The 25,279-nt window shown below is 60.5% G+C and carries 22 protein-coding genes and 2 pseudogenes; 10 read left to right on the plus strand and 14 right to left on the minus strand.

Annotated features, from left to right (window positions below; all coding sequences use genetic code 11):
• Positions 1-177 precede the first annotated feature (177 nt).
• The 7 genes and pseudogenes from groES to ABIE49_RS12890 all read left to right on the plus strand — a co-directional run bounded on the left by groES (position 178) and on the right by ABIE49_RS12890 (position 6,754).
• A pseudogene (groES, locus tag ABIE49_RS12860) lies at positions 178-504 on the plus strand (co-chaperone GroES).
• Between the two features lie 48 nt (positions 505-552).
• Complete coding sequence (gene groL / locus ABIE49_RS12865; protein ID WP_354066802.1) at positions 553-2,175, plus strand: chaperonin GroEL; 1,623 nt, start codon at positions 553-555, stop codon at positions 2,173-2,175.
• Positions 2,176-2,377: 202 nt separating this feature from the next.
• Positions 2,378-2,707, plus strand: a complete 330-nt coding sequence (locus ABIE49_RS12870) for a hypothetical protein (protein WP_192737456.1) — start codon at positions 2,378-2,380, stop codon at positions 2,705-2,707.
• 917 nt (positions 2,708-3,624) lie between these two features.
• The gene (locus tag ABIE49_RS12875; RefSeq protein WP_192737457.1) at positions 3,625-4,254 is read left to right on the plus strand and encodes a LabA-like NYN domain-containing protein; all 630 of its coding nucleotides are present in this window, start codon (positions 3,625-3,627) and stop codon (positions 4,252-4,254) included.
• 1,118 nt (positions 4,255-5,372) lie between these two features.
• On the plus strand, positions 5,373-5,864 hold the full coding sequence (locus ABIE49_RS12880; protein ID WP_192737458.1) for a DUF2231 domain-containing protein: 492 nt from the start codon (positions 5,373-5,375) through the stop codon (positions 5,862-5,864).
• Positions 5,865-5,918: 54 nt separating this feature from the next.
• Positions 5,919-6,074 (plus strand): hypothetical protein, encoded by a 156-nt coding sequence (locus ABIE49_RS12885; RefSeq protein ID WP_192737459.1) that lies wholly within the window; start codon positions 5,919-5,921, stop codon positions 6,072-6,074.
• A gap of 350 nt (positions 6,075-6,424) precedes the next feature.
• Entirely contained in the window at positions 6,425-6,754 is a 330-nt protein-coding gene (locus ABIE49_RS12890; protein ID WP_354066803.1) for a hypothetical protein, read from the plus strand.
• Positions 6,755-7,465: 711 nt separating this feature from the next.
• On the opposite strand, the pseudogene ABIE49_RS12895 reads toward ABIE49_RS12890, so the two are convergent.
• The 11 genes and pseudogenes from ABIE49_RS12895 to ABIE49_RS12945 all read right to left on the minus strand — a co-directional run bounded on the left by ABIE49_RS12895 (position 7,466) and on the right by ABIE49_RS12945 (position 19,954).
• Positions 7,466-8,816: pseudogene (locus tag ABIE49_RS12895) on the minus strand (transposase).
• Between the two features lie 130 nt (positions 8,817-8,946).
• Positions 8,947-12,051, minus strand: a complete 3,105-nt coding sequence (locus ABIE49_RS12900; RefSeq protein WP_192737698.1) for a DEAD/DEAH box helicase — start codon at positions 12,049-12,051, stop codon at positions 8,947-8,949.
• A 563-nt stretch (positions 12,052-12,614) separates the two neighbouring features.
• The gene (locus ABIE49_RS12905; RefSeq protein WP_192737460.1) at positions 12,615-12,893 is read right to left on the minus strand and encodes a DUF2934 domain-containing protein; all 279 of its coding nucleotides are present in this window, start codon (positions 12,891-12,893) and stop codon (positions 12,615-12,617) included.
• Positions 12,894-13,022: 129 nt separating this feature from the next.
• Positions 13,023-13,916: a YihY/virulence factor BrkB family protein gene (locus ABIE49_RS12910; RefSeq protein ID WP_192737461.1), complete on the minus strand. Its 894-nt coding sequence runs from the start codon at positions 13,914-13,916 to the stop codon at positions 13,023-13,025.
• Between the two features lie 386 nt (positions 13,917-14,302).
• Positions 14,303-15,133 (minus strand): hypothetical protein, encoded by an 831-nt coding sequence (locus ABIE49_RS12915; protein ID WP_354066804.1) that lies wholly within the window; start codon positions 15,131-15,133, stop codon positions 14,303-14,305.
• A gap of 142 nt (positions 15,134-15,275) precedes the next feature.
• Positions 15,276-15,944, minus strand: coding sequence for a hypothetical protein (locus ABIE49_RS12920; protein WP_354066805.1), 669 nt, complete (start codon positions 15,942-15,944; stop codon positions 15,276-15,278).
• A 5-nt stretch (positions 15,945-15,949) separates the two neighbouring features.
• Positions 15,950-16,309 carry a phage holin family protein gene (locus tag ABIE49_RS12925; RefSeq protein WP_354066806.1) on the minus strand — a complete coding sequence of 120 codons (360 nt, stop codon included), beginning with the start codon at positions 16,307-16,309 and terminating at the stop codon, positions 15,950-15,952.
• A gap of 16 nt (positions 16,310-16,325) precedes the next feature.
• Complete coding sequence (locus tag ABIE49_RS12930; protein ID WP_192737465.1) at positions 16,326-16,949, minus strand: YtxH domain-containing protein; 624 nt, start codon at positions 16,947-16,949, stop codon at positions 16,326-16,328.
• Positions 16,942-18,120 carry a hypothetical protein gene (locus tag ABIE49_RS12935; protein WP_192737466.1) on the minus strand — a complete coding sequence of 393 codons (1,179 nt, stop codon included), beginning with the start codon at positions 18,118-18,120 and terminating at the stop codon, positions 16,942-16,944. Before ABIE49_RS12935 ends, ABIE49_RS12930 begins: the two co-directional genes overlap by 8 nt.
• Before the next feature lie 47 nt (positions 18,121-18,167).
• The gene (locus tag ABIE49_RS12940; RefSeq protein WP_192737467.1) at positions 18,168-18,953 is read right to left on the minus strand and encodes a hypothetical protein; all 786 of its coding nucleotides are present in this window, start codon (positions 18,951-18,953) and stop codon (positions 18,168-18,170) included.
• The gene (locus tag ABIE49_RS12945; RefSeq protein WP_192737468.1) at positions 18,869-19,954 is read right to left on the minus strand and encodes an AI-2E family transporter; all 1,086 of its coding nucleotides are present in this window, start codon (positions 19,952-19,954) and stop codon (positions 18,869-18,871) included. Before ABIE49_RS12945 ends, ABIE49_RS12940 begins: the two co-directional genes overlap by 85 nt.
• A gap of 126 nt (positions 19,955-20,080) precedes the next feature.
• Between ABIE49_RS12945 and ABIE49_RS12950 the strand changes: the two genes are divergently transcribed.
• The gene (locus ABIE49_RS12950) at positions 20,081-20,545 is read left to right on the plus strand and encodes a PRC-barrel domain-containing protein (protein WP_354066807.1); all 465 of its coding nucleotides are present in this window, start codon (positions 20,081-20,083) and stop codon (positions 20,543-20,545) included.
• A 118-nt stretch (positions 20,546-20,663) separates the two neighbouring features.
• Complete coding sequence (locus ABIE49_RS12955) at positions 20,664-20,834, plus strand: hypothetical protein (protein ID WP_192737470.1); 171 nt, start codon at positions 20,664-20,666, stop codon at positions 20,832-20,834.
• A 133-nt stretch (positions 20,835-20,967) separates the two neighbouring features.
• Here ABIE49_RS12955 and ABIE49_RS12960 read toward each other — a convergent pair whose 3' ends face one another.
• The 3 genes from ABIE49_RS12960 to ABIE49_RS12970 are packed head-to-tail and all read right to left on the minus strand — an operon-like array spanning position 20,968 to position 24,766.
• Complete coding sequence (locus tag ABIE49_RS12960) at positions 20,968-23,277, minus strand: xanthine dehydrogenase family protein molybdopterin-binding subunit (protein ID WP_192737471.1); 2,310 nt, start codon at positions 23,275-23,277, stop codon at positions 20,968-20,970.
• Positions 23,274-24,263: an FAD binding domain-containing protein gene (locus tag ABIE49_RS12965; protein WP_192737472.1), complete on the minus strand. Its 990-nt coding sequence runs from the start codon at positions 24,261-24,263 to the stop codon at positions 23,274-23,276. Before ABIE49_RS12965 ends, ABIE49_RS12960 begins: the two co-directional genes overlap by 4 nt.
• Positions 24,260-24,766: a 2Fe-2S iron-sulfur cluster-binding protein gene (locus ABIE49_RS12970; protein WP_192737473.1), complete on the minus strand. Its 507-nt coding sequence runs from the start codon at positions 24,764-24,766 to the stop codon at positions 24,260-24,262. The genes ABIE49_RS12965 and ABIE49_RS12970 overlap by 4 nt, the downstream gene beginning before the upstream one ends.
• 256 nt (positions 24,767-25,022) lie before the next feature.
• Between ABIE49_RS12970 and ABIE49_RS12975 the strand changes: the two genes are divergently transcribed.
• Positions 25,023-25,226: a CsbD family protein gene (locus tag ABIE49_RS12975; protein ID WP_192737474.1), complete on the plus strand. Its 204-nt coding sequence runs from the start codon at positions 25,023-25,025 to the stop codon at positions 25,224-25,226.
• The last annotated feature ends 53 nt before the right edge of the window (positions 25,227-25,279 follow it).

Genomic DNA, 25,279 nt, shown 5'->3' on the forward strand with positions numbered 1-25,279 from the left:
AAGCTTCCCGGTTAACTGGTCGAGCCAAATCCGTCGTTCGAGACCGCGGCTGTCACTCGGACGGCCGGAGTAACCAAAATTTTTCCGACGACCACTTGCACGGTTGTTTTTCGCTTCCTAGTTCGTTTTCGCCGGGCCCGGTTGCCAGACCCGGCTTTTGGACATCGCTGAACTGACATGGAGGATGTGCATGCATTTCCGCCACTGCACGACCGCGTGCTGGTGCGCCGCATCGATGCCGAGGAGAAGACTGCCGGCGGCATTATCATTCCCGACACCGCAAAGGAGAAGCCGCAGGAAGGCGAAATCGTCGCCGCGGGCCCGGGTGGCAGAAACGAGCAAGGCCAGTTGATCCCGATCGACGTCAAGCCGGGAGATCGGGTTTTGTTCGGCAAATGATCGGGCACCGAAGTGAAGATCGACGGTCAGGACTACTTAATCATGAAGGAGAGCGATCTTCTGGGCGTGATCGACAAGACCGGCTCGGTCAAGAAAGCCGCCTGACCACAACTTGCGAAGCCGACAGTCATTGAGGAGAGAGGAGCAACAAACATGGCTGCCAAGGAGGTGAAATTCTCCACCGACGCCCGCGACCGGGTGCTGCGGGGAGTGGATACGCTGGCGAATGCGGTCAAGGTGACGCTTGGCCCCAAGGGGCGAAACGTGGTGATCGAGAAATCCTTCGGAGCGCCGCGCATCACCAAGGATGGCGTGACCGTCGCTAAGGAGATCGAACTGGAGGACAAGTTCGAGAACATGGGCGCGCAGATGGTGCGCGAAGTCGCCTCCAAGACGAGCGACCTCGCGGGCGACGGGACCACCACCGCGACCGTATTGGCCCAGGCCATCGTCAAGGAAGGCGCGAAATCCGTCGCCGCGGGCATGAACCCGATGGATCTCAAACGCGGCATCGATCTTGCCGTCGAAACCATCGTTGATGATTTGAAGGCGCACGCCAAGAAGGTCACCACCAACGAGGAGATTGCCCAGATCGCGACCATCTCGGCCAATGGCGATATCGAGATCGGCCGTTTTCTTGCGGACGCCATGCAGAAGGTCGGTAACGACGGGGTTATCACCGTAGAGGAAGCCAAGAGCCTCGATACGGAGCTCGAGGTGGTCGAAGGCATGCAATTCGATCGCGGCTACGTGTCGCCCTACTTCGTCACTAATGCCGAGAAGATGCGGGTCGAGTTCGAAGACCCCTACATCCTGATCCATGAGAAGAAGCTGTCGACCCTGCAGTCCATGCTGCCGCTGCTCGAGGCCGTCGTGCAGTCCGGCAAGCCGCTGCTCGTCGTTGCCGAGGATGTCGAAGGCGAAGCGTTGGCAACCCTCGTCGTCAACAGGCTACGCGGCGGGTTGAAGGTCGCGGCCGTGAAGGCTCCGGGCTTCGGCGATCGCCGCAAGGCCATGCTGGAGGACATCGCGATCCTGACCGGTGGCCAGGCGATCTCGGAAGATCTCGGCATCAAGCTCGAGAACGTCACGCTCAAGATGCTCGGCCGCGCCAAGAAGGTGGTCATCGACAAGGAGAACACGACCATCGTCAACGGTGCGGGGTCCAAGAAGGACATCGAGGCCCGCGTCGCCCAGATCAAGATGCAGATCGAGGAGACCACCTCCGACTACGATCGCGAAAAGCTGCAGGAGCGGCTTGCGAAGCTGGCCGGCGGGGTCGCCGTGATCCGCGTCGGCGGGGCGACCGAAGTCGAGGTCAAGGAGCGCAAGGACCGCGTCGACGATGCGATGCACGCGACCAGGGCGGCAGTCGAGGAAGGCATCCTGCCCGGCGGCGGAGTTGCGCTGCTGCGCGCCTTGAAGGCGCTCGATGGCATCAAGACCGCGGATGCCGACCAGAAGGCCGGCGTCGACATCGTGCGCCGCGCGATCCAGGTGCCGGCGCGGCAGATCGTGCAGAACGCCGGCGAAGACGGCTCGCTGGTGGTCGGCAAACTGCTGGAGAACTCCAGCTACACCTGGGGCTTCAATGCCGCCAGCGGCGAATACCAGGACCTAGCCAAGGCAGGCGTGATCGATCCGGCCAAGGTTGTTCGCACCGCGTTGCAGGATGCGGCTTCCGTAGCGGCGCTGCTGATCACCACGGAAGCGCTGGTCGCCGAGAAGCCGAAGAAGTCCGAGGCGGAGCCTGCCGCGCCGCCAATAGACTTCTAATCGAGACCGAGCCCAGCCGCCACCGGCCGGGCTCCCTAACCACTCACCAAAGAGAAAGGAACGCAAAGCAAGGAGACTCAGATGAGCACACGCATGCAATCTCGATCGCGCAAGAGCGGGGCGGCTGTAATGCATTGGCTCATGTTCGCCCTCAGCCTTCTCACGATCGCATGGATCAGTTTTTCAACGATGGGAGGATGAGATGATCAGGACTCGCGCACTCGACTCCGCCGGTGCGGAGACATTTGGCGGCCGAACCCGAAAAATCGTGGCCGGCGCCTTTGCCTTGGCGACAATGCTTATGCCGTTCGGCGCCTGGGGCATGGACGGTTCGCCTAAGCTGGCCATGGACACCGCCGGCAATCTGCTGCCCCTTCCGCCCATTCCATATCTCGATTCGATGCGCTGGATGAACTGGAAGCCGAGCGCGCCGATTTTCAAAGTCGACACCCTTCTGTTACCCGACAGCGCTCGGCCCGGATTCTTCCGCATGCCATCGGAGTACGACCGGGGCCTCCCGAGAGTGAGCTAGATCGAAGCGGACAATAGCTAGTCTTCGATTCGCAGCGCCGGCCGGGTCGCGGCGCGAACTGCGCGCCTCACCGGCGCGTCGGCGGGGTGCTCCAGCGTGCTTAGCAGCCGAAGTCCGGAAAAGCGGGCCCGGCGGGCGGAAGCTGAAAAACAAAATGGCCGCAGCCAATCGGCCTGCGGCCCACCGGAAATATCGATTGCTGATGAAATTGCGCCTGCCCGGTGTCGCGATACTAGAGCACGGTGGCGGCGCGATTTGGATTCCGTAAATCTACGGATTGGAACTGAAACTTCGATTGGCGACCAGCTTTCCTCAGGACCGATTTGATCTCTCGCGCCGACCAGCTTTCGTCGCTGGAACTTGTCTCACGCGGCTGTTAAACGGCTGCACCGCGAAATGCGCCCGCGGGGGCAGTCGACAGACCGAAGCCAGCAGCATAAGAAACAGCGCACGATTGGCTTGGTACCTGGCGGCGGTCCGGCTACCCGCCGATCCCAGCATGACGCGCGGCCGTCGGTCGTGCACAGGCACCACTTGACAGGCCCGGCCACGCTTTCTCAGTCGAATTTCAGAAAGAGGGAGTTGGTCCGGCATCGTGTCGTCTGTCTCTGTTTCGCAGAGCGGGTTCAAGTGTTCATGAAAAAGGTTTGGAAAATCTCGCGCAACTGGGAACAGCTTGCCCCATCGGAAAGGCGTGAAATTTAATGACGGGCACCCGACATATGTGGTATGATCAGCGCCATCATCGGTGCTCCTTGGGCAAGGTCCGATGACTGAGAGCGCGTTTGCTCCCGCCTGATCTTGGGTCATGAGCAATGTGAGCGGCGACTGAGGCCGCCCCAATCTCAACTTCGGATCGCTTCGGTTAACCAGCGCCCGTGCGGACGGCCCGCATTGGCCAATTCGAGCGCCACAGAATGTCGCCCGCATCACCCAGGATTGCCCTCTTCATCGACGGCGCCAATCTTCGCGCCACGGCTAGGACGCTCGGTTTCGACATCGACTACAAGCGCCTCCTGAGCGAATTCCAAAACCGCGGCAGCCTGCTCCGCGCTTTCTACTACACGGCCATCATCGAGGATCAGGAATTCACGTCGATTCGCCCGCTGGTCGACTGGCTCGACTACAACGGCTACACCGTCGTCACCAAGTCGACCAAGGAATATGTCGACGCCTCCGGCCGCCGGAAGGTCAAGGGAGACATGCATATCGAGCTCGCGGTAGACGCCATGGAGCTAGCCGGGCATCTCGACGAGATGATCCTGTTTTCAGGCGACGGCGATTTCCGCTCGCTGGTCGAGGCGGTGCAGCGCCGCGGCGTCCGCGTCACGGTGGTCTCCAGCATCGCCAGCCAGCCGCCGATGGTCGCCGACGAACTCCGTCGGCAGGCGGACACTTTCACTGACCTGATGGAGCTGCGGGCTAAGGTGGTCCGGGACCCGTCCGAGCGGCCTCCGCGCGAGCGCAGAGAGACTCGCCCGCCGCAATTCCAACAGCGCGTACCCGTCGCTAGTCAGCGCGTGGACGTTGAAGAGTTCAATCGGTGATATGCCGCAACCGCTGCGGACGTCATCCTCGCTCGCAGGGACGATGTCGCCTAATTTCCTCATCGGGGCAAGCACCCAACGAGGCGTTGGCGCTCGCCAGTAGGCGGTAACAAATAGCCCATATCGGCCTACGCCGGGGTCTCCCGGTTCGATTGGCTGGCAAGTCGCGCCGAACTACAATCGAAGTTCCAGGTGCGGTCGGAAGCGGTCTCCCAAGCCGGTAAAAACCGCCGCCGAAGATCATGGTCTCAGGAGCCGAGGAGCCGGACGGCCCGCGGCCCTTTTAAGGGGCCGCCCGGTGTTTGAGCCGCCCATGACCAGTGGTGGCCCGCGCTAGGAACGAAGATAAGGCGATGACGTTCCTGCTGAAAAGATCACGGTTGAGTAAGCGTCATGCGGTACCCGTGGCCGTTCGAACAGCCCGACCCGGTCCTTCAGTCCTCACTGGACATCGCCTTAGCCTATCTGGAAGCAACTAGACAGGCTTACCCATATTCGATGACTGAGGCGGTTTGCGCGCGCATTATTCTTGACGAGTGGCTCGCGGCAAATCGCAAGTGCCGGCATCGCATATGGCTCGCCAACAAGGCCATCGTTGCAATTGAGTCCAAGCAATCGGCCCCTGGGCTTGCTATCAGGGCGCTGGGTCCGCGGTTCACCCGTTAGATGGGCGCTGGTGAGACGGGGACGCGCCTCGGCTACGCCCTCCATAACGCCAAGCTTAGTGGGGTAGTTGTCCCCAAGGCAGCTCTTCGGTCGCCGGCGACGTCGTCGCCGTTCGACGCTCCGGTGTGGCGCCGATAACAGAACTTGCGCATGCAGGTCGCGGGAGCCGGTTCGGGTGCCGTGATCCCGTATCCTGGGCGCCTCGGCAGAGAGACTTCTTTCTATCAGTTCGAAGCGACCTGCGCGGGATGATGTGCCGAGCACCTGCAGCCGATCTGATCCTGTCGCGTCAGCTTGTCCGAATTTTCCCGAGGGGCGGACCAAAGGCGGGCCAGCAGATTTCGGCATTCGCTTCCGCCTTCACCGACAGCATCAGAGTTTCGCATCGGAGAGCTTGCTAGGAACTTCCGTCCTCAAGTGGACGTTAATTCGGAAACTAAGAGGAGGCTTTCATGAGCAACCCGCGAAGTACCGCGAGCGTCGCTGGGCACCCCGTCCATCCAATGCTGATCCCGTTCCCGATCGCTTTTTTCGTCGCTACGTTGGTGTGCGACGTCGTGTTCTGGAGCAACGGCAATACGACGGTTGCGACATCCGCGACATGGCTGTTGGGTGCGGCTCTGGTGATGGCTGCACTAGCGGCTATCGCAGGTCTGGTCGACGTGCTCGGAGATCAGCGTATCCGCAGCCTGAATGACGCGTGGCTCCACGCCAGCGGCAATGTTCTGGTCGTCTTGGTCGAATTCTACAACTGGTATGCTCGATACAGCGAAGGAACGTCGGCAATCGTTCCCAAAGGTCTGATCCTGTCGGCCATTGCAGTGGCCGGACTCTTGTTTACGGGGTGGAAAGGCTGGGAAATGGTGTACCGGCACCGCGTCGGCGTCGCCGACGACAGTGAGTTCGCCGGGCAGCCAACGCAACGCTCTCGCAGGGCGGCGTAGACGGGGGCCGCGCGGCATCGAATCAATAATTCAGGAAGGCTTTGGAGGCGAATCATGAAGGTCGTTAATGATCGGGATCAAGCACAGCCGGCGGAGAAAACCGTTCCTCGCAAGACGCTTGATGATTGGCAACGAAAGGACCAAAAGCGACGTTCTGAAGAAGACGGGCAGAGTAATCCCGCCCCTTTACGGGGAGAATCAGCAACTTGATCCTTGGGAATGCGCCTGACGATACCGCCGGTGGTCAGTTCAAACCGGAGTGCGACGCCTCGGCCAGGCTCGGCGCGGCGCTGCAGACCTGATTTTGCAGAACCTGGCCATCGCCAAGAGCGGCGGCGGACGGCTGCACCTGTATCGCGCTGCGGCCCTGCTTGAGCACGCGACGGCATCGCTGCGCAGCGCCCGGCCCGGCTCACCGTTGCCAGTGACTTCCGGCGCGGCTGCGAGCTGGTCGGCGATCTCGCGTTAGTGGCCGAGGCTCCGCCGTCCGAAAACGAGCCGGCCGTGCTCGATTCCTCGGGGCTGAAGGTTCATCTGACCGAAAACATTTCGGTGCGGCTTTGCTGCAGGCGACGGGCTCGGCGGCGCATCTGGACGGCGTCCGGGCTCTGGCTCAGAAGAAGCGTATGCGGCTCGAAGCGGACGGACTTCACAAGGGCCGCAGCGTGAGGGGCGCCAAGGAGGAAGACATCTACCGGGCGCTTGGCCTGCCTTTCATCGAGCCGGAATTGCGCGAGGGCCGCGACGAGATCGAGCGGGCACTGAAGGGAAAGTTGCCGAAACTCGTCAGGGACAGGGACCTGCATGGGATCCTGCACTGCCACACCGGCGCCTCCGACGGGACCGAGACTCTCGAGACAATGGCGAAAGCGACGCGCGAACGCGGCTAACCGAGGGTCGGGGGGTAGATTTTTTCCAGGGCGAGTTCGGACTTCCCAGATTGCTGCTTGTGCTATCGCAATCATCGTACTTGTGTGCAGGACGTGTTCAGTCAGCATCCATCGCTAGCCAGCAAGGAGCAGCATGACCTGAAGAGCTCGGTGGGCGCACCAGTGCTCGAACCTGGGAACCGATGACAAGAGGCTTCAGACCAAACGGTGAATAACTCGATCCGGAGCCAACCAACTTTAAACCAACGCCACGCCGCTACCGAACGTGAACAAACGCTACCAATCGTCGCCAAATTCATCCATGTTTTCAGTATTTTCCGGGTCCCCCTTCCCGCTCATAACGGTCTGGTTGCAGGTTCGAGTCCTGCCGGGCCCACCAAAAATCAATGGGTTAGTTCGTCCTGCTTCATTGCTCTACTGAACCACCGCGCCAGAAACGCCCTGCTTCGTCGTTCATTGCCGTAGTCCAGTGCCCGCAAATTAATGTTTCCCGTTCGATCGGGCCATGGTCTCTCCTCTTTGATCGTAGATTTGGCGGCAATATCGCACGAGCAGGCGAACCCGCACTGCTCGCTTTGTTCATCGCACGGCCCGTCAACGGTCGGCTATGTTTCGTGATGGACCGCTTTGCGCCGATTGTGTTGAAGAAGTCGGCGTCCCAAATGTTTGGGATGTTGCAAGGAATCAGGGCGCACGTGAGTTTGTTTGCTCTCAGGCCGGCATTGGGCCACGCAGCGGGATCAGCTTTGCCAGTTTTCGGAGGTTCTGGGCGGTGGCAGCCAGCAGGAACTCGTCCTGAGCACCAAATGGACCTCTCAGCCTGAGCCGATCGAGGCGCAGGATGCGCTTCAGACGCGCGAACAGCATTTCGATCTTCTTCCGCTCACGGCGCGACCTGACATAGGCATCGGTCTTCGCGATGTCGCGCGCAACGTCTCGGGCCTGTTCGTGGATTGAACGCGGGACCTTGCGGGCAGGCATTTTCGGACAACACCGCGGCTTCAGTTCGCAAGCATCGCAGTCATATTTGCTGGCGCGGTAGAGCAGTGTTGCCCCATCATTCACCAGAGTTCCGGTAGAGCTCAGTACCTTGCCGGCTGGGCAGACGTAGAGATCGTGTTCCTGATCGTAGGCGAAGTCTTCGCGGGAGAACGTCGTCCCGGGCCGACTTGTCGAACACCGGAATGTGCGGCTCAATCGCGTGCTCGTTAACCAGCCACCCCAGCATCTCGGCTGAGCCGTAAGCACTGTCGGCGGCCAAGCGCTCGGGACAGAGCCCGAAGCGATCTTCGGTGCGCTCAATCATTGTGCGTGCCGCACCGACCTCGGCCTGCCGGATAGCTCGCGTCGCCTCGACATCGACGATGATCGCTGCCTTCAGGTCGATCAGGTAATTGTCGGCGTAGGCAAAGAAGGCATGCCCTTTGTGAGCGCCGGTCCATTGCGCGGCCGGATCCGATCTGGAGATGAACTTCGGTACCGTCTCGCTGGCTGCGCCCCAGGCAGCCTCATCCAGGGTATCGAGATGTTCCCGGACGGATCGGCGCGTCTTGGCGACGGCCTCCCAGTCGATATCATCAGACCCGGCAGAAGAGCGCTGCTTGTTGGCATCGGCGGCAATCAGGCTGGCATCGACAGCAAAGGCCGTCCCATCAACCAGCCCTTCTGCCATGCAGCGTCGGGCTACGGTCTCGAACAGCTTACGCAGCAGATCGCAATCGCGGAAGCGGCCATGCCTATTCTTGGAGAAAGTCGAGTGGTCCGGCACCTCGCCATCGAGGCCGAGCCGGCAGAACCAGCGGTAGGCGAGATTCAGGTGCAGCTCCTCGCACAACCGCCGTTCGGAGCGAATGCCGTAGCAGTAGCCAACCAGCAACATCCGGACGAGCAGTTCGGGATCAATCGAAGGCCGGCCGGTCGAGCTATAAAATGGCGCCAGATGGCCGCGAACTTCTGACAAATCGACAAAGCGAGACCTCAGCAAGTGGCCGGCCGGAACGTGTCGCTCAAGTGAGAACTCATAAAACAGTGCCGCCTGATCGACCTGCCGAGGACCCATCATCGATTCAAGTCTCCACCCGCTAAGGGGAATGGATAAGCGATCTCCTTCGGCTTCAACAGTCGAGTTTTTCAACAAAATCCGCCAACAGCGGCCATTCCCTCATCGAATGTTATGAAACGGCTCTAGCCAACTACTCGTCCAGCAACTCAAGGAAGTCGCTTATTCGCTCGAACGGCTTCGCATTACGATTGCCGATATAGACCACGCGATCGCCTTCGCGCTCTAGCGACTTCGCTCTCGACTTACGAAGCCGACCAGGGAGAAACGTCGCCGCAACAGCCTCGGGGCCGACGTCGAGCCTCATAATGCCACGCCGCTTGCAATCGAGCCTGAGCCTTGCGGCCGCGAAAAAGTCGCGCGCTTCCGGCGGCAGCCTGCCGAAACGACGTGCGGTTTCGTCCTCCAAATCCTCGAGATCATCCTCGGTGCGGCATCTGGCAATTCGGCCATAGATTTCCAGGCGAACAGCGTCCGACTGTACGTAGCCCGTGGGCAGCATGTCGGCGATCGGCAAGTTCAGATCAGGCACCCACAGCTCGGCGCCACGGTCGGTGTCCTTCTCCGACGCCCGCTTGACAAGATGGCTATAGAGCATCGGCCCGAATACCTGCAGATGCCCAGACTGCTGTTCGGAGAGGAGGTCTCCGGCGCCCCGGAGATCCAGATCACGCTCGCTGATGGCAAAGCCGGCGCCGGGCTTGCTGAACTCTTCCAGCACTGCCAAACGCTTCTCGGATTGTTCGGAGTTCGACTCGTTTAACAAATACGCGAAAGCACGCGTGCCGCCCCGTCCGACGCGGCCCCTTAGCTGATGAAGCTGCGACAGACCCAACTTCTCCGGCCAGCAGATGACGATGGTGTTCGCCCGGGGAATGTCGAGGCCGCTCTCCACGATATTGGTCGCCAGCAGCACGTCTGCTTCACCTTCGACGAAGCTCATCATTCGATCGTCGATATCTGCGGCTGGCAACCGACCATGGAGACATACGATGCGAAGTTCCGGAGCCGTCGACTTCACCCTTGCGAGCATCGGCTCCAGATCCTGGATACGGGGGCAAATCAGAAAACTCTGCCCGTGGCGTCGCTGCTCACGCAGCAAAGCCGCGGCGATCGCGGCGTCCGATAGCGGAGCAACCCTGGTGACGATCGGCAGCCGATGAACTGGTGGCGTAGCAATAACGCTGAGGTCCCTGAATCCTGCAAGACCCGCCGCCAGCGTGCGCGGTATCGGCGTGGCGCTCATCCAAAGGGTATGGACGCCCTTCGCAAGGCCTGAAAGTTTCGCCTTCTCCGCCGCACCAAAATGCTGCTCCTCATCGATGATGACGAGACCGAGGTCGGCAAACCTCACGTCAGCCGAGGCGAGAGCCTGTGTGCCGACAACGACTTTCAGCTTACCGCGACAGAGTTTTTCCTTCGTATCCCGTATCTCCGCTGCCGTTGCCGCTCGCGACAAATTCGCCACCTCGATTCCAAAGGGGCCGAACCGCTTGCGAAACGTCTCGACATGCTGTCTGGCCAGGACGGTGGTCGGAACCGCAACAGCGACCTGTTTTCCTGACAGCGCGACAGCCGCCGCCGCCCGCAAGGCGACCTCAGTCTTGCCGAAGCCGACATCACCACAGACCACCCGGTCCATCGGGTGACCAGCCGCCAGATCGTCCAGCACGTCCCGGGTCGCCTTGGCCTGATCAACCGTCGTGAACCAGGGAAAACGCGCGACGAATCTTTCATAGGCCGCCCCCGGAGCGACCAGCTTGGGAGCACGCCGGCGCCGTCGTTGGGCGATATGTTTCGCAAGCTGCTTGGCCGCTGCTTCGATTTCCTGCTCGGCCTCCCCACGTCTGTTCCACCACGTGCTGCCATCGGCCTTGTCCAATGTGAGCTTGCCGGGCTCTGAGGCGTAGGGCCAGATCAAGGCGAGATCGGCCGGAGAAACAAACGCAGCATCATCGCCTGCGAATTCGAGCCTTATCATCTCGCGCTTTGTACCATTGCCCATGTCGAGGGTCTGCAAACCATCAAGCAAAGCCAAGCCACGCTGGAGATGAACGACGGCCGCGCCGCGCTCAGGAATATCAGGGTGATTGAAGGCGACTGTCCAGGCTTTGGCCATCGGTTGCGGATGATGGGCACGACTACCGAGCACGTCAGACGCGGTCACAACCAAGGTCTGCTTTTTCCCGCGAGCGAAAAAGCCCGCGTCGAAGTCGGCCAACAGCGCGCCCTCGCGTCTTCTGGCCTCCGCCGCCTCGTCCCAGTTGGCGAAACGCTCTGCCCTGACCCCACTCATGCGCTCCATCGCGCGCAGATCGTCTTCGACAGCGGCGACGAAGAGCAAACGAGATCCGGCGCGTTCCGCACGGGCCACGAACGCGCGAAGCGCTTTCCTCGGTGCCGCGACCTTCGAGAAGTCGGGCGTGGCCACAAACGCCGCCCTGGCAGGAAGCACAATCGTGCGCTTCTTCAGTTTCTTCCAGTCGCCTCGCCCTAGATACTCGCGTTCCGCATCCCTGCGGCCGGCCGCCTCCTCGATCGTACTCAGCCAGCTGTCAGCGTGGGCCGGAACTTTTGCATCCGCGATCCAACGTGCGCGATCGAAATAGTCCGGGAAGATAGCCCGCTGCGCCCGGTCGCCGCCCAGCGCGAGGCGTTCTGACATCGGATCAATAACCAGTTCCTTGTAATCGGATATGACGTCGTGCTCATTCGGGTCGACGGCAACAATTCTGCGGATCGCACCGCCGGAATGCTCGATCCGGTACGGCCCGAGAGCACCGGCCGGGAAGATCTCGAACGTCGCGCCGTGAAAGAGCGCGGCGCCCGGATATTCAGCCTCTTCGTCGAGATCGTAGCCCAATTCCGCAATGCGTGCCTTGAGGTCCTGCTCGGCATACGACGCTCGCACCTTGAGGCTTAGGCTGATGCGCGACCAACTCGTCGGCAAGGGCAGCCGCTCCATGATCGCCTCTGCCGTCGAGATGAGCAGAATCGGCTTCTTTCTTCTGGCAAGACGGCGCAAGACCGAACTCCGCCTGCCAGCGATCTCGCGTGACGGTTCCAGCCCATCGAAGGGCAACGTATTCAATCTAGGGAATACGAGAACATCGAGCGATGGATCAAGTGCATGGACGATGCCGCCGAGCCGCTCGGCCCTGTTCTCGTCTTCAGCGAGAAACACTAACCCGTCACGACCGGACTTTTTCCACTGCTCGCGAAGATGGAGCGCCAACATGCCGAGCGGCGAGGACGTCGAGATCACCGAACCCGAGACTTTCTTGCCTTTCTTGGTCGCGCTTTTCCTGGTCGCATCGCTGGCGCCGACCTGCTTGCTTTTCTTCACGAGACTTCCATCGTCATTCGAGAACCTGGCTGCTGCGAATCGCCAACAAAATACTAGTTATCCACTTTCTACGCTTCCTTGGATTCATCCGGGCGCAGTAAATCTCGATCTTGCCGATCATCCACGTGTCAGTTGGAATGATCCCAGCACAGGGCTTGAGGTCGACATCGACCTAGCTATCGTAGCATCGGCCTTGGAACTTATCTGCAAAACCCTTTGACCTGAGGAGAATTACAACGCCGGACTTCCGGGTTTTGGTACGAAGTTCGCAGAGAAAAAAGAATCTCCAGGCCATGATTAGAGCGTCTGAACCCGCTCGCGAGATTCTCCAGAACAGATGCGAGACGAACACGGGAACGTTGAGGAACGTGTCGGCGGTTACCGGCACTATTCTTCCCATGGCAATAGAACGCGGGCCTGCTTCAGCCGTTCTCTACGCGCGCGCGTGGCTGCCCTTACTCGCTTCGATCTTCGCTTAATTCTGATTCCGCCTGGAGCCAGAACTCCTCATCCCTCCCAACTGGACGACCGTGCTGTTCCCATAGCTCGTGGGCGCGTATTCTGATTCTTTCCCGAGCCCGCCTGGCAGCAAGACCCTTTTGCAGCCTCTGCCTTAGCTCGTCGACCCAAGCGGCCAGGCGCTGATAGGTCGTCGGGTCATTCACCCTGGAGGCGATCCGGCTCGCTTGGTCGATCTTCCGTTCCAGGTCGCCGGGATCCTCGATTTCATCCATAGCCCACCTCTTTTGATATAAAACGGGGTGGTACAAGATTGTTTCAATCGGCGATTCATTCGGCGCCGCCAAGGTGCCTGACAGGACGGCGCAACGTTCGCCAGGCCGACTAGGGTCATGAGGGCTGATCTACGAAGATCTGCTTCGGGCCACTTCGGAAGAATTATCGATGCGACGCACCTCAGAAGCCATGGGTTTGCGGCAAACGTCAGCAATGGCTTTGGTCACCTCCGACCCAAACAAAAAAATCTGCGCGGAATAGTATGTCCAGAGCAGGATAACGATTAAGGCGCCCGCGGCTCCGTTACCCGAACTCGTCGCCGTCGTTCCGAGATACCAACCGATCAGTCCCTTGCCCGCGGTAAACAAGAGTGCCGTCAGAAACGCTCCGGTGCCGACATCCCGCCATCCGATGGGGGTATCGGGTAGAACCTTATAGATGGCTGCAAACAGGGCCGTGAAAAGGGCAACCGAAACCAGCGTGTTGACGCAGGACAGGATGAAAGGGGTCAATGTATTTTTGCTACCAAGGTAATCAGCAAGTCCGGAAAGGCCTGTGCTGACGGCAAGGGAAACCATCAGCAGAAAGCCGAGGGCGCCGACCAGGCCCAGACTCGTGGCGCGGCTGCGGATTAGCGAAAAAACCGGCTCGTCCGGCGCTTTTGCCTTCCAGGTCTTGTTCAACGCGGACTGCATTTCTCCGAACACGCCTGAAGCTGTGACCAGCAGCATGACGACCCCGAAGATCGTGGCGGAAGTACCGGTTTTCGGATCGCTTGACTTGGCGAGCATCGATTTGACCAAATCGCCGCTTTCCTGCCCGAGAACGCCACTCATTTCCCGGATCAAGCTGTCGCGTACCAGGTCGCTCCCGAAAGCAATGCCGGCAACCGCCACCACGATCAGAAGCACGGGCGTCAGTGACGTAACAGCGTAAAAGGAAATTGCCGCGCCCCTCGTCAGGGCTTCATTGGCGATAAAGCCGGTGACAGCAGACTTGAGAATATTCCACACCTCAGACATCGCCTTGCCTTCGCATGCAGGGTTTTAACGATGGGTGCAGGGTCTCAACGACCGGCCGACGCGAGGGTTCCAAAAACCGCGGACTGCTTGTTCTACAAATGAAGCAAATCGCGCTGTGCTCACCGCAGACGATGCCTGGCTGCCGCCACATCAGCTGCGGTCGATATCAGGATGGGCCGGCGAACCCGATAGAGAAGGCCCGCTTTTCTGATCAGAGGTGGAATGGCATTTGGCGCAGGTAAATTGCATCGTCGGCCGAGACGCCCAGGATGGCTTCACGATGTTTATAGCCATCGGCCACGCATGGCATTTTGGGCATGCGATCAATACGGCATCGGGGGCGAGGTTGAAGTTTTTCATCTGATCAACCTCGCCCCTTTAACTTCTCAAGCGATTTCGCGTCGATAGGCACCTCCGGAGCCATGGACACCCATCCAGTGCGGCACCGGCGCACCATCACGGTGGCGGCCGCCGATGCCGGCGGCGGCCCATGCGATGACAGCACCCAATAACAGAGCCGCAGCGACGGAGAACGCGAGGATCACCGAACTGCGGCGGGATTTCGCGATCGCGGACTGAGAGCTTGCAATCACGCCGTCGACACGTTTTTCCGCATCCGGTCCGGCAAGACCGGTGGTCGCCGCAACGACTTGAGCAAGATAGGTTCGATCCTCACTGCTCATCCCGGAGTGGCTCGATGACGTCAGTAGAATTCTTCCCGCTTCCGCCCGTTCCTGCGAAAGGTCCGCGTTCGCAGGGCGACGCGATGGCCTGAACAGGCGGTCGAGTTCATAGCTTAGCAGCGGTTCCGCAGCGCTGGTTCGTGCTGAGGACACGTTATTGCCGGATCGCGTCAGGGTCGCACTTCCAAGCAACGCCGCCAGCGCCACGCCCAGCACCACGGCGAGCGCCCAGGCGGCGAGCCCATGCAAACCGTCGCGATGTTCGATTTCGGTGCTGTCCGAAGCCGCCAGACCGAAGCTGGTCCGCCCCGCAAGATAGCCTCCAACTCCGAAACTCAGTGCGGCCTGAATAATGAGATAAAGGCCCGACAGAATCCAGAGTGCAGCGGACGCGTCCCGCCAGGTCGGCGCGGTCGACGAGATGCCGAGCCCGATCGTCGCACCAAAGGCCAGCAGAATCGACGAAAGCGCGGTTGCTACCAGCGCGCCGAGGATCACCGGCGTCCAATGCAGATATCTCGGGAGGACTCCCATGGGAGTCGCGGGTTCAATCGGTTTCACCATGTCACCGCAACCCAAAGAACGACAACACGGCCAGGATCACGACAACCAGTCCGACCAGATAAATAATACCGTTCATTTTTCCTCCCTTTTAGTTATCGACCAAACTTCCAGTTCATCGCGCGCTTTCCGACACGCTCTTTCCCGCCGCATCGACAACCCGGCCGACCTTGCCTGAAAGGTCGCTCATCGCCGCTTTGGCGCCATCCATCGTGAGGCCTTCCTTGCGCGCTTCTTCCGCAACTGTTTCGACAACGTCCGTCGCAAGCGAAGTGGCCTTCTCGATCTGGTCCCCTGCGATCTCGGCCGCCTTGCTTTTGAGGGTTTCGCTGGTTTCGCCAAGGTAGGAATTTTCGATCTCCGTGGCCGGCAAGGCCGCGGCAATGCCGGCACCGATGGCCAATCCGATGGCGCCGAGGGCCAGGGGCTGGGCCTTGAACAGGTCTGTCAGGTTTTCTCGCACGTTGCCAAAGACATCGGCGGAGTCCGGCAGAGACTTTGCATATTCCGAGGCCATGCGGGTCGCGGTTTCGATACCGTCGCTGCCTGTCTCACGGACCGCGTCTGCAGCGGATGCAAGACGGTCCTGCGCGGCGTTCACCGTGTTCTTTGCCGCGTCCGGAAGGCGATCCAGGCCTGTCCTATGAAGGATATCGCCCCCTCCTACGGCGGATTTGCCGGCGAACAACCATACCAACCCCATTCCGATCAGGGCCGCAGAGACCGGATTGCGGCGCGCTGCATCCCCCAGATCCCTGATAAAGTCCGAGCCTTTTTCAGTCATATCGGTCATCGAACCATCTCCCTCGCTGCCGCCTTGTCACGCTCGATTTCTTGAATCGTCGCCGTCGGCTTCATCGCATCGCCGGACAGGCGGTTGATCCCGACCGCAATAAGCCCAAGGGATACGATGGCGGCACCACCACCAGCGATCAGATATGCGAGCGGGTCCGAAATGCCGGCATGCATAAGCGCCGCCGCCGCGGCGAACAACAGCATGACGAGAGCGGGAATCATGATCACCGCGCCCGCGCCCATCATGGCGGCCGCTTTCCCCGCCTGTCCGGCTTTTTCGGACAGTTCGGCGCGAGCCAGTGCAAACTCGTTGCCAATCAACTTTGCAAGCTGAGCGAACGCGTCGCTGAACAATTCCGGGATCGAGCGATCAGTTCGCGAAGTCATCGCGGTATCCTCGGTTGTCTTCGGATGAACGGCCGCCCGTTGGCTTGCTTGCGGAATCCGTCCCCTCATCGCCTGACGAGCTCTTGAGGAAACGAACGGCTCCAAAACCGGCCAGGACCGCCAGACCAAGGAATGCCGTCGGCTGACGGCGCGCAAAGTTTTGCGCGTTTCGAACCACGTCGTTCAGATTGCCGTTGCGAATGTGATCGGAAACGCCCTCGATCTGGGAAGCCGCCTTTCGGATATAGGTGCCGGCGATGGGGAGGTCTTTATCGAACTCCCGTGCCGCGCGCCGGATTGTATTCGCCAGACTGCCGACGTATTCCGCGCCCGACGATTTTCGATCGTTGACCGCGTCCTTCAACTTGTCGGTGGCCTGAGAGGCAACATCTTTGGCGGCATCGATCAGATCGGACGCCTGGCCCTTGATGGCGTCGGTCGAGGTTTCAGCAATGTCCTTTGCCTTGTCCGTAAGGTCCCGGCCGGCCGACATTGCCTGCTCGCCCAGACTTTTGGTCGATGCTGCGGCCTCGTCGAATTTCGCTCTTGCCGAGCCCTGGCCGGAAGACGCCAGGCCTTGATGTGCAGTGCCAATAGGATCAGCCATGTTGGTTTCCTCCGCCGGTGTTTGTTTGAGATGACTTGTCCGGATCGAACGCGGTCGTGACCCCGCTTTCAGCCACGCGCCTGACGCGTTGCCCAAGATCGCGGGCCGATTGGTCGAGTTGGTCTGGCGTCAGGCCTTCCGCACCGGCCTGCCGCGCCACGTTCTCAAGGATTTCGCCTGCTACGCCCTTGGCAGCGTCGAAGCCTTTGGAAGCGGCTTCGCTCGCCCGCCTTTTGGCCGCAGCGGCCGCCTCGCCAACGAGATCCTCCTCCAGCTCACTCTTGGGAAGCGCACTGGCGATCAGCCCCCCGATCAGCAAGCCGACGCCCGCGACCAAAAGGGGATTGGCCTGGATCGTGTCCACCAAGGTCTTTCCGGCGCGATTTGAATAATCCGATGCCTTGTCCCGTGCATCCCGCGCAGCTTCCAGTCCCCTATCCGCGGCAGACGAGGCCGCGCTTTTCGCGGCAGCGGCTGCGTCGCCGGCGATAATACGCGACGAATCCATCGCGGAACTGGCGAGGTCTGATACGCCCTCTTTCAAACCGGTCACACGCGTGTTGATCGCGTCCCCGGCAGAGGCGGCCGAATCCTTTAACCGGTCTGCCAAACTCATCTCTGCGGTCGGCGAGGTTGCGGTGCGGCGAACCTGGTCCGCTCCGGCGGATAGCGCTCCCCCGACTCGCTCGGCGGCATCAGAAACCGCATCCTTTGCGGCACTGACCGTCATCCCGACTTGCGCCGAGACCTCCTGGCTGCGCCGGCCGACTTCGTCCGTCAGGTCGGACGCCATGTCGGAGGCTTTTTGTGTGATGGATTGTCCGCTCTTGGAGCCGGCGAAGAATAGTCCGGCCCCGACCATCAACACGGGCAACGGAATAGACCTTGCGAACCTCAGCAATGGATAGGCGAGGCTTGCGCCGACGGCTACCGCCTGCATCGGATTGCGGCGCGCAGCAGCCGTTATGTCTTCCAGCATGCTTTCGCCTTTGGAGCGGACATAGTTCGATACTTCCGCCTTGATGTGCTCGGGACTGATCCGCTGCCGAATCTCGCTGGCGGTATCCGTAACGCTCGCCTTGAGCTGATCGACCGTATGGGTCAGACCGGCGCGCGTCTGCTCGGTTTCACGTTGAAGCTCCCGGAGCGATCGATCGGCTGTCTGTTGCATGACCTTCATTCCTTGCGCTGTGCCAAGCCTGAGCTCTCGGACATTGCCTATTGTTCCCGACGCGTTTTGACACTGGCGTTTTTGGCTACTGCGGCGATAACGGAAGCGAGCGAGCGCGGCGCATCCTCATCACGCGTCTGCTCTTCTTCGGCTTCGATCTGATTTCCCAACCGGCAAACGATGATCGTGGCCGAAGGTACCCGCCGAGCGAACTTTCGGACCGTAAACGACAACCTCGCGCCCGAGACTTCCTCCAGAAAGCAAACGCAGATCGTGTCCGCGTTGCCGGCATCAATTTCGGTGTCGGCGCCGGAAACGCGCGCGTTGAATCCCTCACGCTTGAGCGCATCTGCGACAATTAGCGCAGCGCAATCGTCGAGCCGCCCCAGCCCGGGTATGCAGAAAACCGGCTTGCCCAGCTTACGGGCGTCTATGTTGACGATCTTTGCTTTCCGGCCAGGAGCCTTGTCAATCGCCCTCGCCTGACCGGTCTCATGCGAGGCGATATCCTCGATGATCTCGGAGATGGTTTCGTGGATATTTTCGAGCCGAACGTCGTCCAGCCGACCCTGCGCGGCGTCGGCCTCGGCCAATCTTAAGGCGCCAAGCAGTATGTCTTCGTAATAAGCCGGGGCGGTGCCGTCTTTCAGGAACGACCGGGCCTGTTCGATCGCGTCAAGCGGGTCGCCCGTCAGCATTCTTTGGTATGCGGTTTGCTGAGGTGTCAGCGCCGGCTGGTCTCCCAGCATCACGTCGATGAACTGCAGGCGTTCGACGTGCCGAGCAAAGACGACCAGGCAAAGCGTGAGCGGGGTCGACAGCAGCAGGCCCAAAGGCCCCCATAGCCAAGTCCAGAATGACGCGGCGACGACCACCGCGACCGGCGACAGACCGGCACTTTCCCGCAAACCAAAGGCTCGACGACATGTCCGGTCAGCGGTTCAACCACCGTAAACAAGATCACCGTCCAGAACGTCATTGTCCAATCGCTTCCGACCGCCGCGGCCAACGCGATCGGCAAACCGGCAGCCAGGATGGCGCCGATGTAAGGTACAAATCGAAGAACCATCGCCAGCAGCCCCCAAAGAGGCGCGCTCGGAACTCCGATGACGGCCAAGCCAACGCCGATGACTACGCCGAAAGTCGCATTCAAGACGAGTTGGGTCAGAAACAGCTTTCCCAGGCGCTGCGCTGCATCGTCGAGGGCGGCTGTGGTCCGCTCCAGATCCTCGCTGCCAAGCAACCGGATGAATCGGTCACGCAAGTCCTCTCTTTGAAAGAGGAAAAAGATCAGAAAGATCACCACGATTCCCGTGGTGGTGAAGGGACCAGCGAGCGGCCGCAGTATGGCGATCAATGCTTCAGACGCGGCCGGATCTGGCTGATGGACTTCGACGGGTATGGGGGCTTTTGCCGGGCCGTCTGGCAGCGAGGGCGCGGCCGTTTGAGCGTCGTCCCGTGCGGGCGATTTCAATTCCCTGTCCAGGTCCTTCAGCAGGCTGGATGCGTTCCTGAGCACACCAACGCTACCCACCTTATCGCGCAGGTTATGGATTTTTTCGCCCAATGTAGATTGATAGCGTGGCAGGTCGTTTGCGAGCTGGTTGACCTCGATCATCACCATCGCCGCAAGGCTCAGCGCGATGGCCAGTGCCAGGCTCACCGCGCCGAGCACCGCGATCGACCGCGGCAGGTTCACGCGTTGCAGCGCCTTCACGAGTGGCGACAGGACAAAGCTCAAAAGGACGGCGAGCGCGATCGGGACCAGAATTTCACGCGTGAAATACAGGGCGCCGACGACAACGGCGCCGATCAAAACGTTTGAAAATGCCAAGCCAGCCGGGACCAACACCTCAATTTACCAATGCGCGAGCCAACGCGACACGGGAGCGCGCCGTGTTGGCAAATCAATGAAACTCCCGTTGGAATGGTTCCAATCCTAACAGGGCCGTCTTTCCCTGTGAACGCTCTCTCGATTTTCCTTACGCTGCGCGCTGCGGCCGCACACCGGGAAGGCGAATGGCGCGCGTCCAAGCTCGTCGGCGTTGACGTCTATAACGAAGCCAACGAGAAGATTGGCGACATCAGCGAGATCATCCTCGATAAGTCGGGCAAGGTCGCGAACGTCATCATCGGCGTCGGCGGCTTCCTGGGAATGGGCGAGCATTATGTGGCCGTCGCATACGACAAGCTGAAATGGGTGAACGAACCAGTGCGGTCGGCTAGCACCGCCTCGGACCGTCCTGTCGCCGCCCCGGCGACGAGCGTGGACAGCAACGCACGCACAGCGACCGACGGCAGCGTGCGGACTACGACCACGGGCGCGGCCTCAACGACGGCCCGCAACACCAACTGGTATCCCGATCACGTGGTTTACAATGCCACCAAGGATCAGCTTAAGGCGATGCCGGAATTCAAGTATTGAACGGAGCGGCCCGACCTAGCGGTCGGGCCATTTCCTTTGACCTATTGGATGACCGCAATTGATCCCCAGGGTGCCTTGAAGTTTCGTGCAAAACGATCTTAGCAGCACGGAGCGTAAGATGGTTGATCAGCATCAGGTGATTTCGATAATTGCGACGGCAGTCTCTGAGTGCTTGAATGAAAGTCCGGACGAGAAAATCGGACTGGAGGAAGCCAAACAGATAGCGAAATGCGTTATTGAGGCACTGACCGAAGCTGGACTGGAGATTGGTCCGCGCGCTGACTCCTAGCTTTCTCGTTTGGTGGACCTCAAATGGCAAGCGGCAATGAAAATCCGCTTAACCTGCTTGAAAGACACTCATCGCAATCTGCGACGTGACGGGCCCTCACATGTGCCGGCAACGATCGGCTTTCACAACTGGGTCAGGATCCCAGTGTAAGTAACTTATCCAACGTAATCGGCAACTCGCGAATGCGCTTGCCCGTCGCATTGTAGACGGCATTTGCTACGGCGGCGCCCACACCCGTAATGCCGATCTCGCCTATTCCGCGAGCCCCCAAAGGGCTGTGCGGATCCGGGATGTCGTTCCAGATGACCTCGATCGCCGGTACGTCCATTTGAACCGGAACATGATACTCGGCGAGCGACGGATTCATGATCCTGCCCGAGCGCTCATCGAACAACGTCTCCTCTGTCAACGCGAGGCCCAGACCCATGATGATGCCACCCTTGAACTGGCTTGACGCCAGCTTGGCATTGAGGATGCGGCCGGTATCAAATGATCCAAGGAAGCGGGACACGCGCGTCTCCCCGGTGACCGCACTGACGCGAACCTCACAGAACTGCGCACCATACGAATGCATCGAATACTTCTGCACCTCGAGCGGCATCGGTGCGTCCGCCTCGCAGACCACCTCATCGCGTTTGGCGCGTTGCAATATCGAGACGTAGCTCTCCCACCGATCCGACTCGTCGCATTTGCACAAACCACCGTCGCGCGCCTCGACCTCTTCTGGCTTTAGGCCCGCCAGCGGGGAATCGTTGCCGGCCAGCTTGAGCAATTCTTTGGTCAAGGCGTCAGTCGCCGCGATGATGGAAGCCCCGATCGAGGCGGTCTGCGACGAGCCACCGGCGAGCGTGCCTGATGGCAGCGACGTGTCGCCATAATCGAAAGTCACATCGTCCAATGCAAGACCGAGCCGCTCGGCGGCGTGTTGCGCCTGCACCGTAGCAGTGCCCATGCCCATTTCATGGCTGGCCATCTGAACAAGCGCGCGACCGTCGGTGGTGAGCCGAATGCGGGCTGCGCCGCCGGGCATCCGATAATACGGATAGGTGGCGGTCGCGCATCCCATTCCGATCAGCCATTCGCCCTCTTGTCGGGAACGCGGCGTAGCGACCCGCTTGTCCCAACCAAACCGCTCGGCACCGCGCCGGTACGCCTCTATGAGATTGCGCGAGGAGAATGGTGCGCCCGATGTCGGATCCTTGTCGGGCTCGATACGCCGACGCAGCTCGATAGGATCGAGTTTCATCGCTTCCGCAAGTTCGTCGAGCGCGCATTCGAGTGCATAGGTGCCGACGGATTCTCCCGGCGCGCGCATGAATGTGTTCGCGAGCATGTCCATGTCGGCCACCTGTTGCGCAACCTTGATCGTATCGGCGGCGTAGAGATGGCGCGCCGGAAAGGTGAACTGTTCGGGGCAGGCATTATGGGTGGTCATCGCAGCAACGCCGGTATGAACGAGCGCGGCCAACGTGCCATCTGGCTTGGCGCCGAGTGCGACGCGCTGCTCGGTCGTAGTCCGGCCGCCGACGATCCTGAAAACGCCCTCACGCGATAGCATGATCCGCACCGGGCGCCCTCTGAGCCTGGACGCCGCTGCGGCGAGAATTTGATGATCCCACAGTCCTTTGCCGCCGAACCCGCCGCCGACATAGGGCGAGAGAACACGGACTTGCTCCTCCTTGAGCCCGAACACCTGGGCCAATGTCCAGGCTGTGGCATTCACCATCTGCGTCGCGTCATGGACGACGAGTTCGTCGCCATCCCAAGCCACTGTCGCCGCATGCAGCTCAATAGCATTGTGATTATAGCGCGGCGTGCGGTAAGTCAGATCGACCTTGTACGCTGCCTGCTTCAATGCCCCCTCGGCGTCACCGATTTCGATAGACGGCGGCTCTCCCAGGATGCTGTCGGGGGTTCGAGCACGTGTCTTTGCCTCATCGAAGGAGACCACCCCCGGCGCCAGATCGTACGCCACGCGCACCAACGATTTGGCGCGATCCGCCTGTTCCTGGGTTTTGGCGAGCACGAGCGCCACCGGCTGACCATTCCAGTGAACTTCCCCGTCCTGCATAATGGGCAGATCGCTCGGGCCGGCCGCCTTGGGCGTGGACATCATCACCGGCGGCGGCTTCATGCGGGGGGCATTCAAATGCGTCATCACGAGCGTGACGCCCGGCGAGGCTTCCGCCTCGGCCGTATCGAGCGTCGCAATCCGCCCGCGCGCGATGCTGCTATAAACCAGAGCCGCGTACTCCAGCCCCTCAAGCGGCACCTCAGCGGCGAAGCGCGCTTTCCCCTCAACCTTCAGCCTCCCATCGACCCGCGACACCGGCTTGCCGATCAGGCCATGCTTGTGCATCAGCGGATCGGGAGTGCCGCCGGGAAGCCAACTCTCTGGCGTCAGGCGGATGGCAGTCTGGATGGCCTTCTCCACGATGCTCATGCGGACTCTCCCGCCAACTCGCTCAACACGGCTTCTATTACTCTCTTGCCAAGTTCAATCTTGAAGGTGTTGTCGCGCAAGCCGGAAGCTTCGGCCAATTCTGCTTCGGCGGCAGCGCGGAAACTGTCAGGGGTGGCCTGCTGCCCTCGCAGGGCGACTTCCGCCTTCCAGGCTCGCCAGGGCTTGTGTGCGACACCGCCTAATGCGAGCCGCACGTCGCGAACCGAGCCATCCGGACCCAGGTCAAGCGCGGCGGCGACGGAAACCAGCGCAAAAGCATAGCTCGCCCGGTCGCGTACCTTGCGATATGTCGAGTGTGTGGCAAATGGCAGCGCCGGAAGCTCAATTGCGGTGATCAGCTCGTGGGGCCCGAGTTCGGTCTCGACGTCGGGGCGGCCGGCCGGGAGCCGATGAAAGTCAACGAACGTTAACATCCGCCTGCCATTGGGTCCTTCGAGATGAACGAGCGCATCGAGAGCTGCAAGCGCAACACACATATCGGACGGATGGGTCGCGACACATGACGGCGATGCACCAAGAATCGCGTGATAGCGATTGAAACCGTCGATCGCATCGCATCCGGCACCTGGTGCACGCTTATTGCAGCGGCTGGCGTCGTCATAGAAATAGGTGCATCGGGTACGCTGCAGGATGTTGCCTCCGACGGTCGCCATGTTGCGAATCTGTCCACTCGCGCCCGACAGCAGCGCGCGCGATAGCATCGGAAAATGCGTTCGCACCACTCGATTTGCCGCAACCGCCGTGTTCTTCGCGGCGGCACCGATCAGCAGGCTGCCGTCGTCGCGAGCCTCGATATCGGACGAAAGCCCGGTCACGTCGACCAACGCATCTGGTCGCTCGACCGTCTCGCGCATTAGGTCGACGAGGTTAGTGCCGCCGCCGAGATACTTGGGGCGGGCGGCGGAGCTGGATAGCCGGATTGCCCCGGGCGCATCTTCGGCACGCGCATAGCTGAATTCGATCATGCTTTTTCCTTCGCGAAGGTCTCGGCAATCGCCTCAGCGATACCGTTGTATGCGCCGCATCGACAAAGGTTGCCGCTCATCCGCTCGCGGAGTTCGTCATGGTTGAGCCCAATCGTCTCGGCCGCCAGGTCAGTCGTGATAGCGCTCGGCACTCCTCGCTTTATCTCGTCGGCCATGCCGACCGCGGAGCAGAGCTGGCCTGGCGTGCAATAACCGCATTGAAAGCCATCGTGCTCTATGAACGCCTGCTGCAGTGGATGCAGATGGTTGGTCTGTGAGAGGCCCTCAACCGTGATGATAGGCCGATCCTGATACTGTATCGCCAGCGCGAGACAGGCGTTGATCCGCTCACCGTCGACCAGCACTGTGCAAGCCCCGCAGGCACCCTGATTACACCCCTTCTTGGTGCCGGTGAGCCCCATGTGTTCGCGAAAGAGATCGAGTAGTGAAACACGAGCATCCAGTTCGAAATCGAAAGATTTGCCGTTTATCAGGAAATGCATGGCCGGCTCCATGGGAATGCAGTCACGCCCAATTGACATCGGGCGGGAGAACAGCACGAAGAACGCTCCGCAAGGGACTGCGTTCCAACCAGTGACGCTCAAACAATTGCCAGAACGACATGGGCCACAAACCCGCAACCAATACGCAAGGGGCTGCTTCGAGCCCGGCACCGGATCCTGTTCTACGGCGGCCAGACCGGCCCGGAACGGAATGCGCGGCACCACGTTACGTGTTCTCCAACTGTAGGAGGCAGCCATGGACTGGAATCGTGTCGAAGGGAATTGGAAGCAGGTCAAGGGCAAGGTGAAGGAGCAGTGGGGAAAACTGACCGATGATGACCTCGATGTCATCGCTGGCAAGCAGGACCAACTGCAGGGAAAACTTCAGGAACGGTATGGTTATGCGAAAGACCGGGCGCAAAAGGAGATGGACGACTGGTACGGTCGCCAGACCTGGTAGCTCCCCAATAAAAAGCCCCGCTTCGGCGGGGCTTTTTACTGACATGACGATCA

This window comes from Bradyrhizobium sp. OAE829, from assembly GCF_040546575.1.
GTDB lineage: Bacteria > Pseudomonadota > Alphaproteobacteria > Rhizobiales > Xanthobacteraceae > Bradyrhizobium.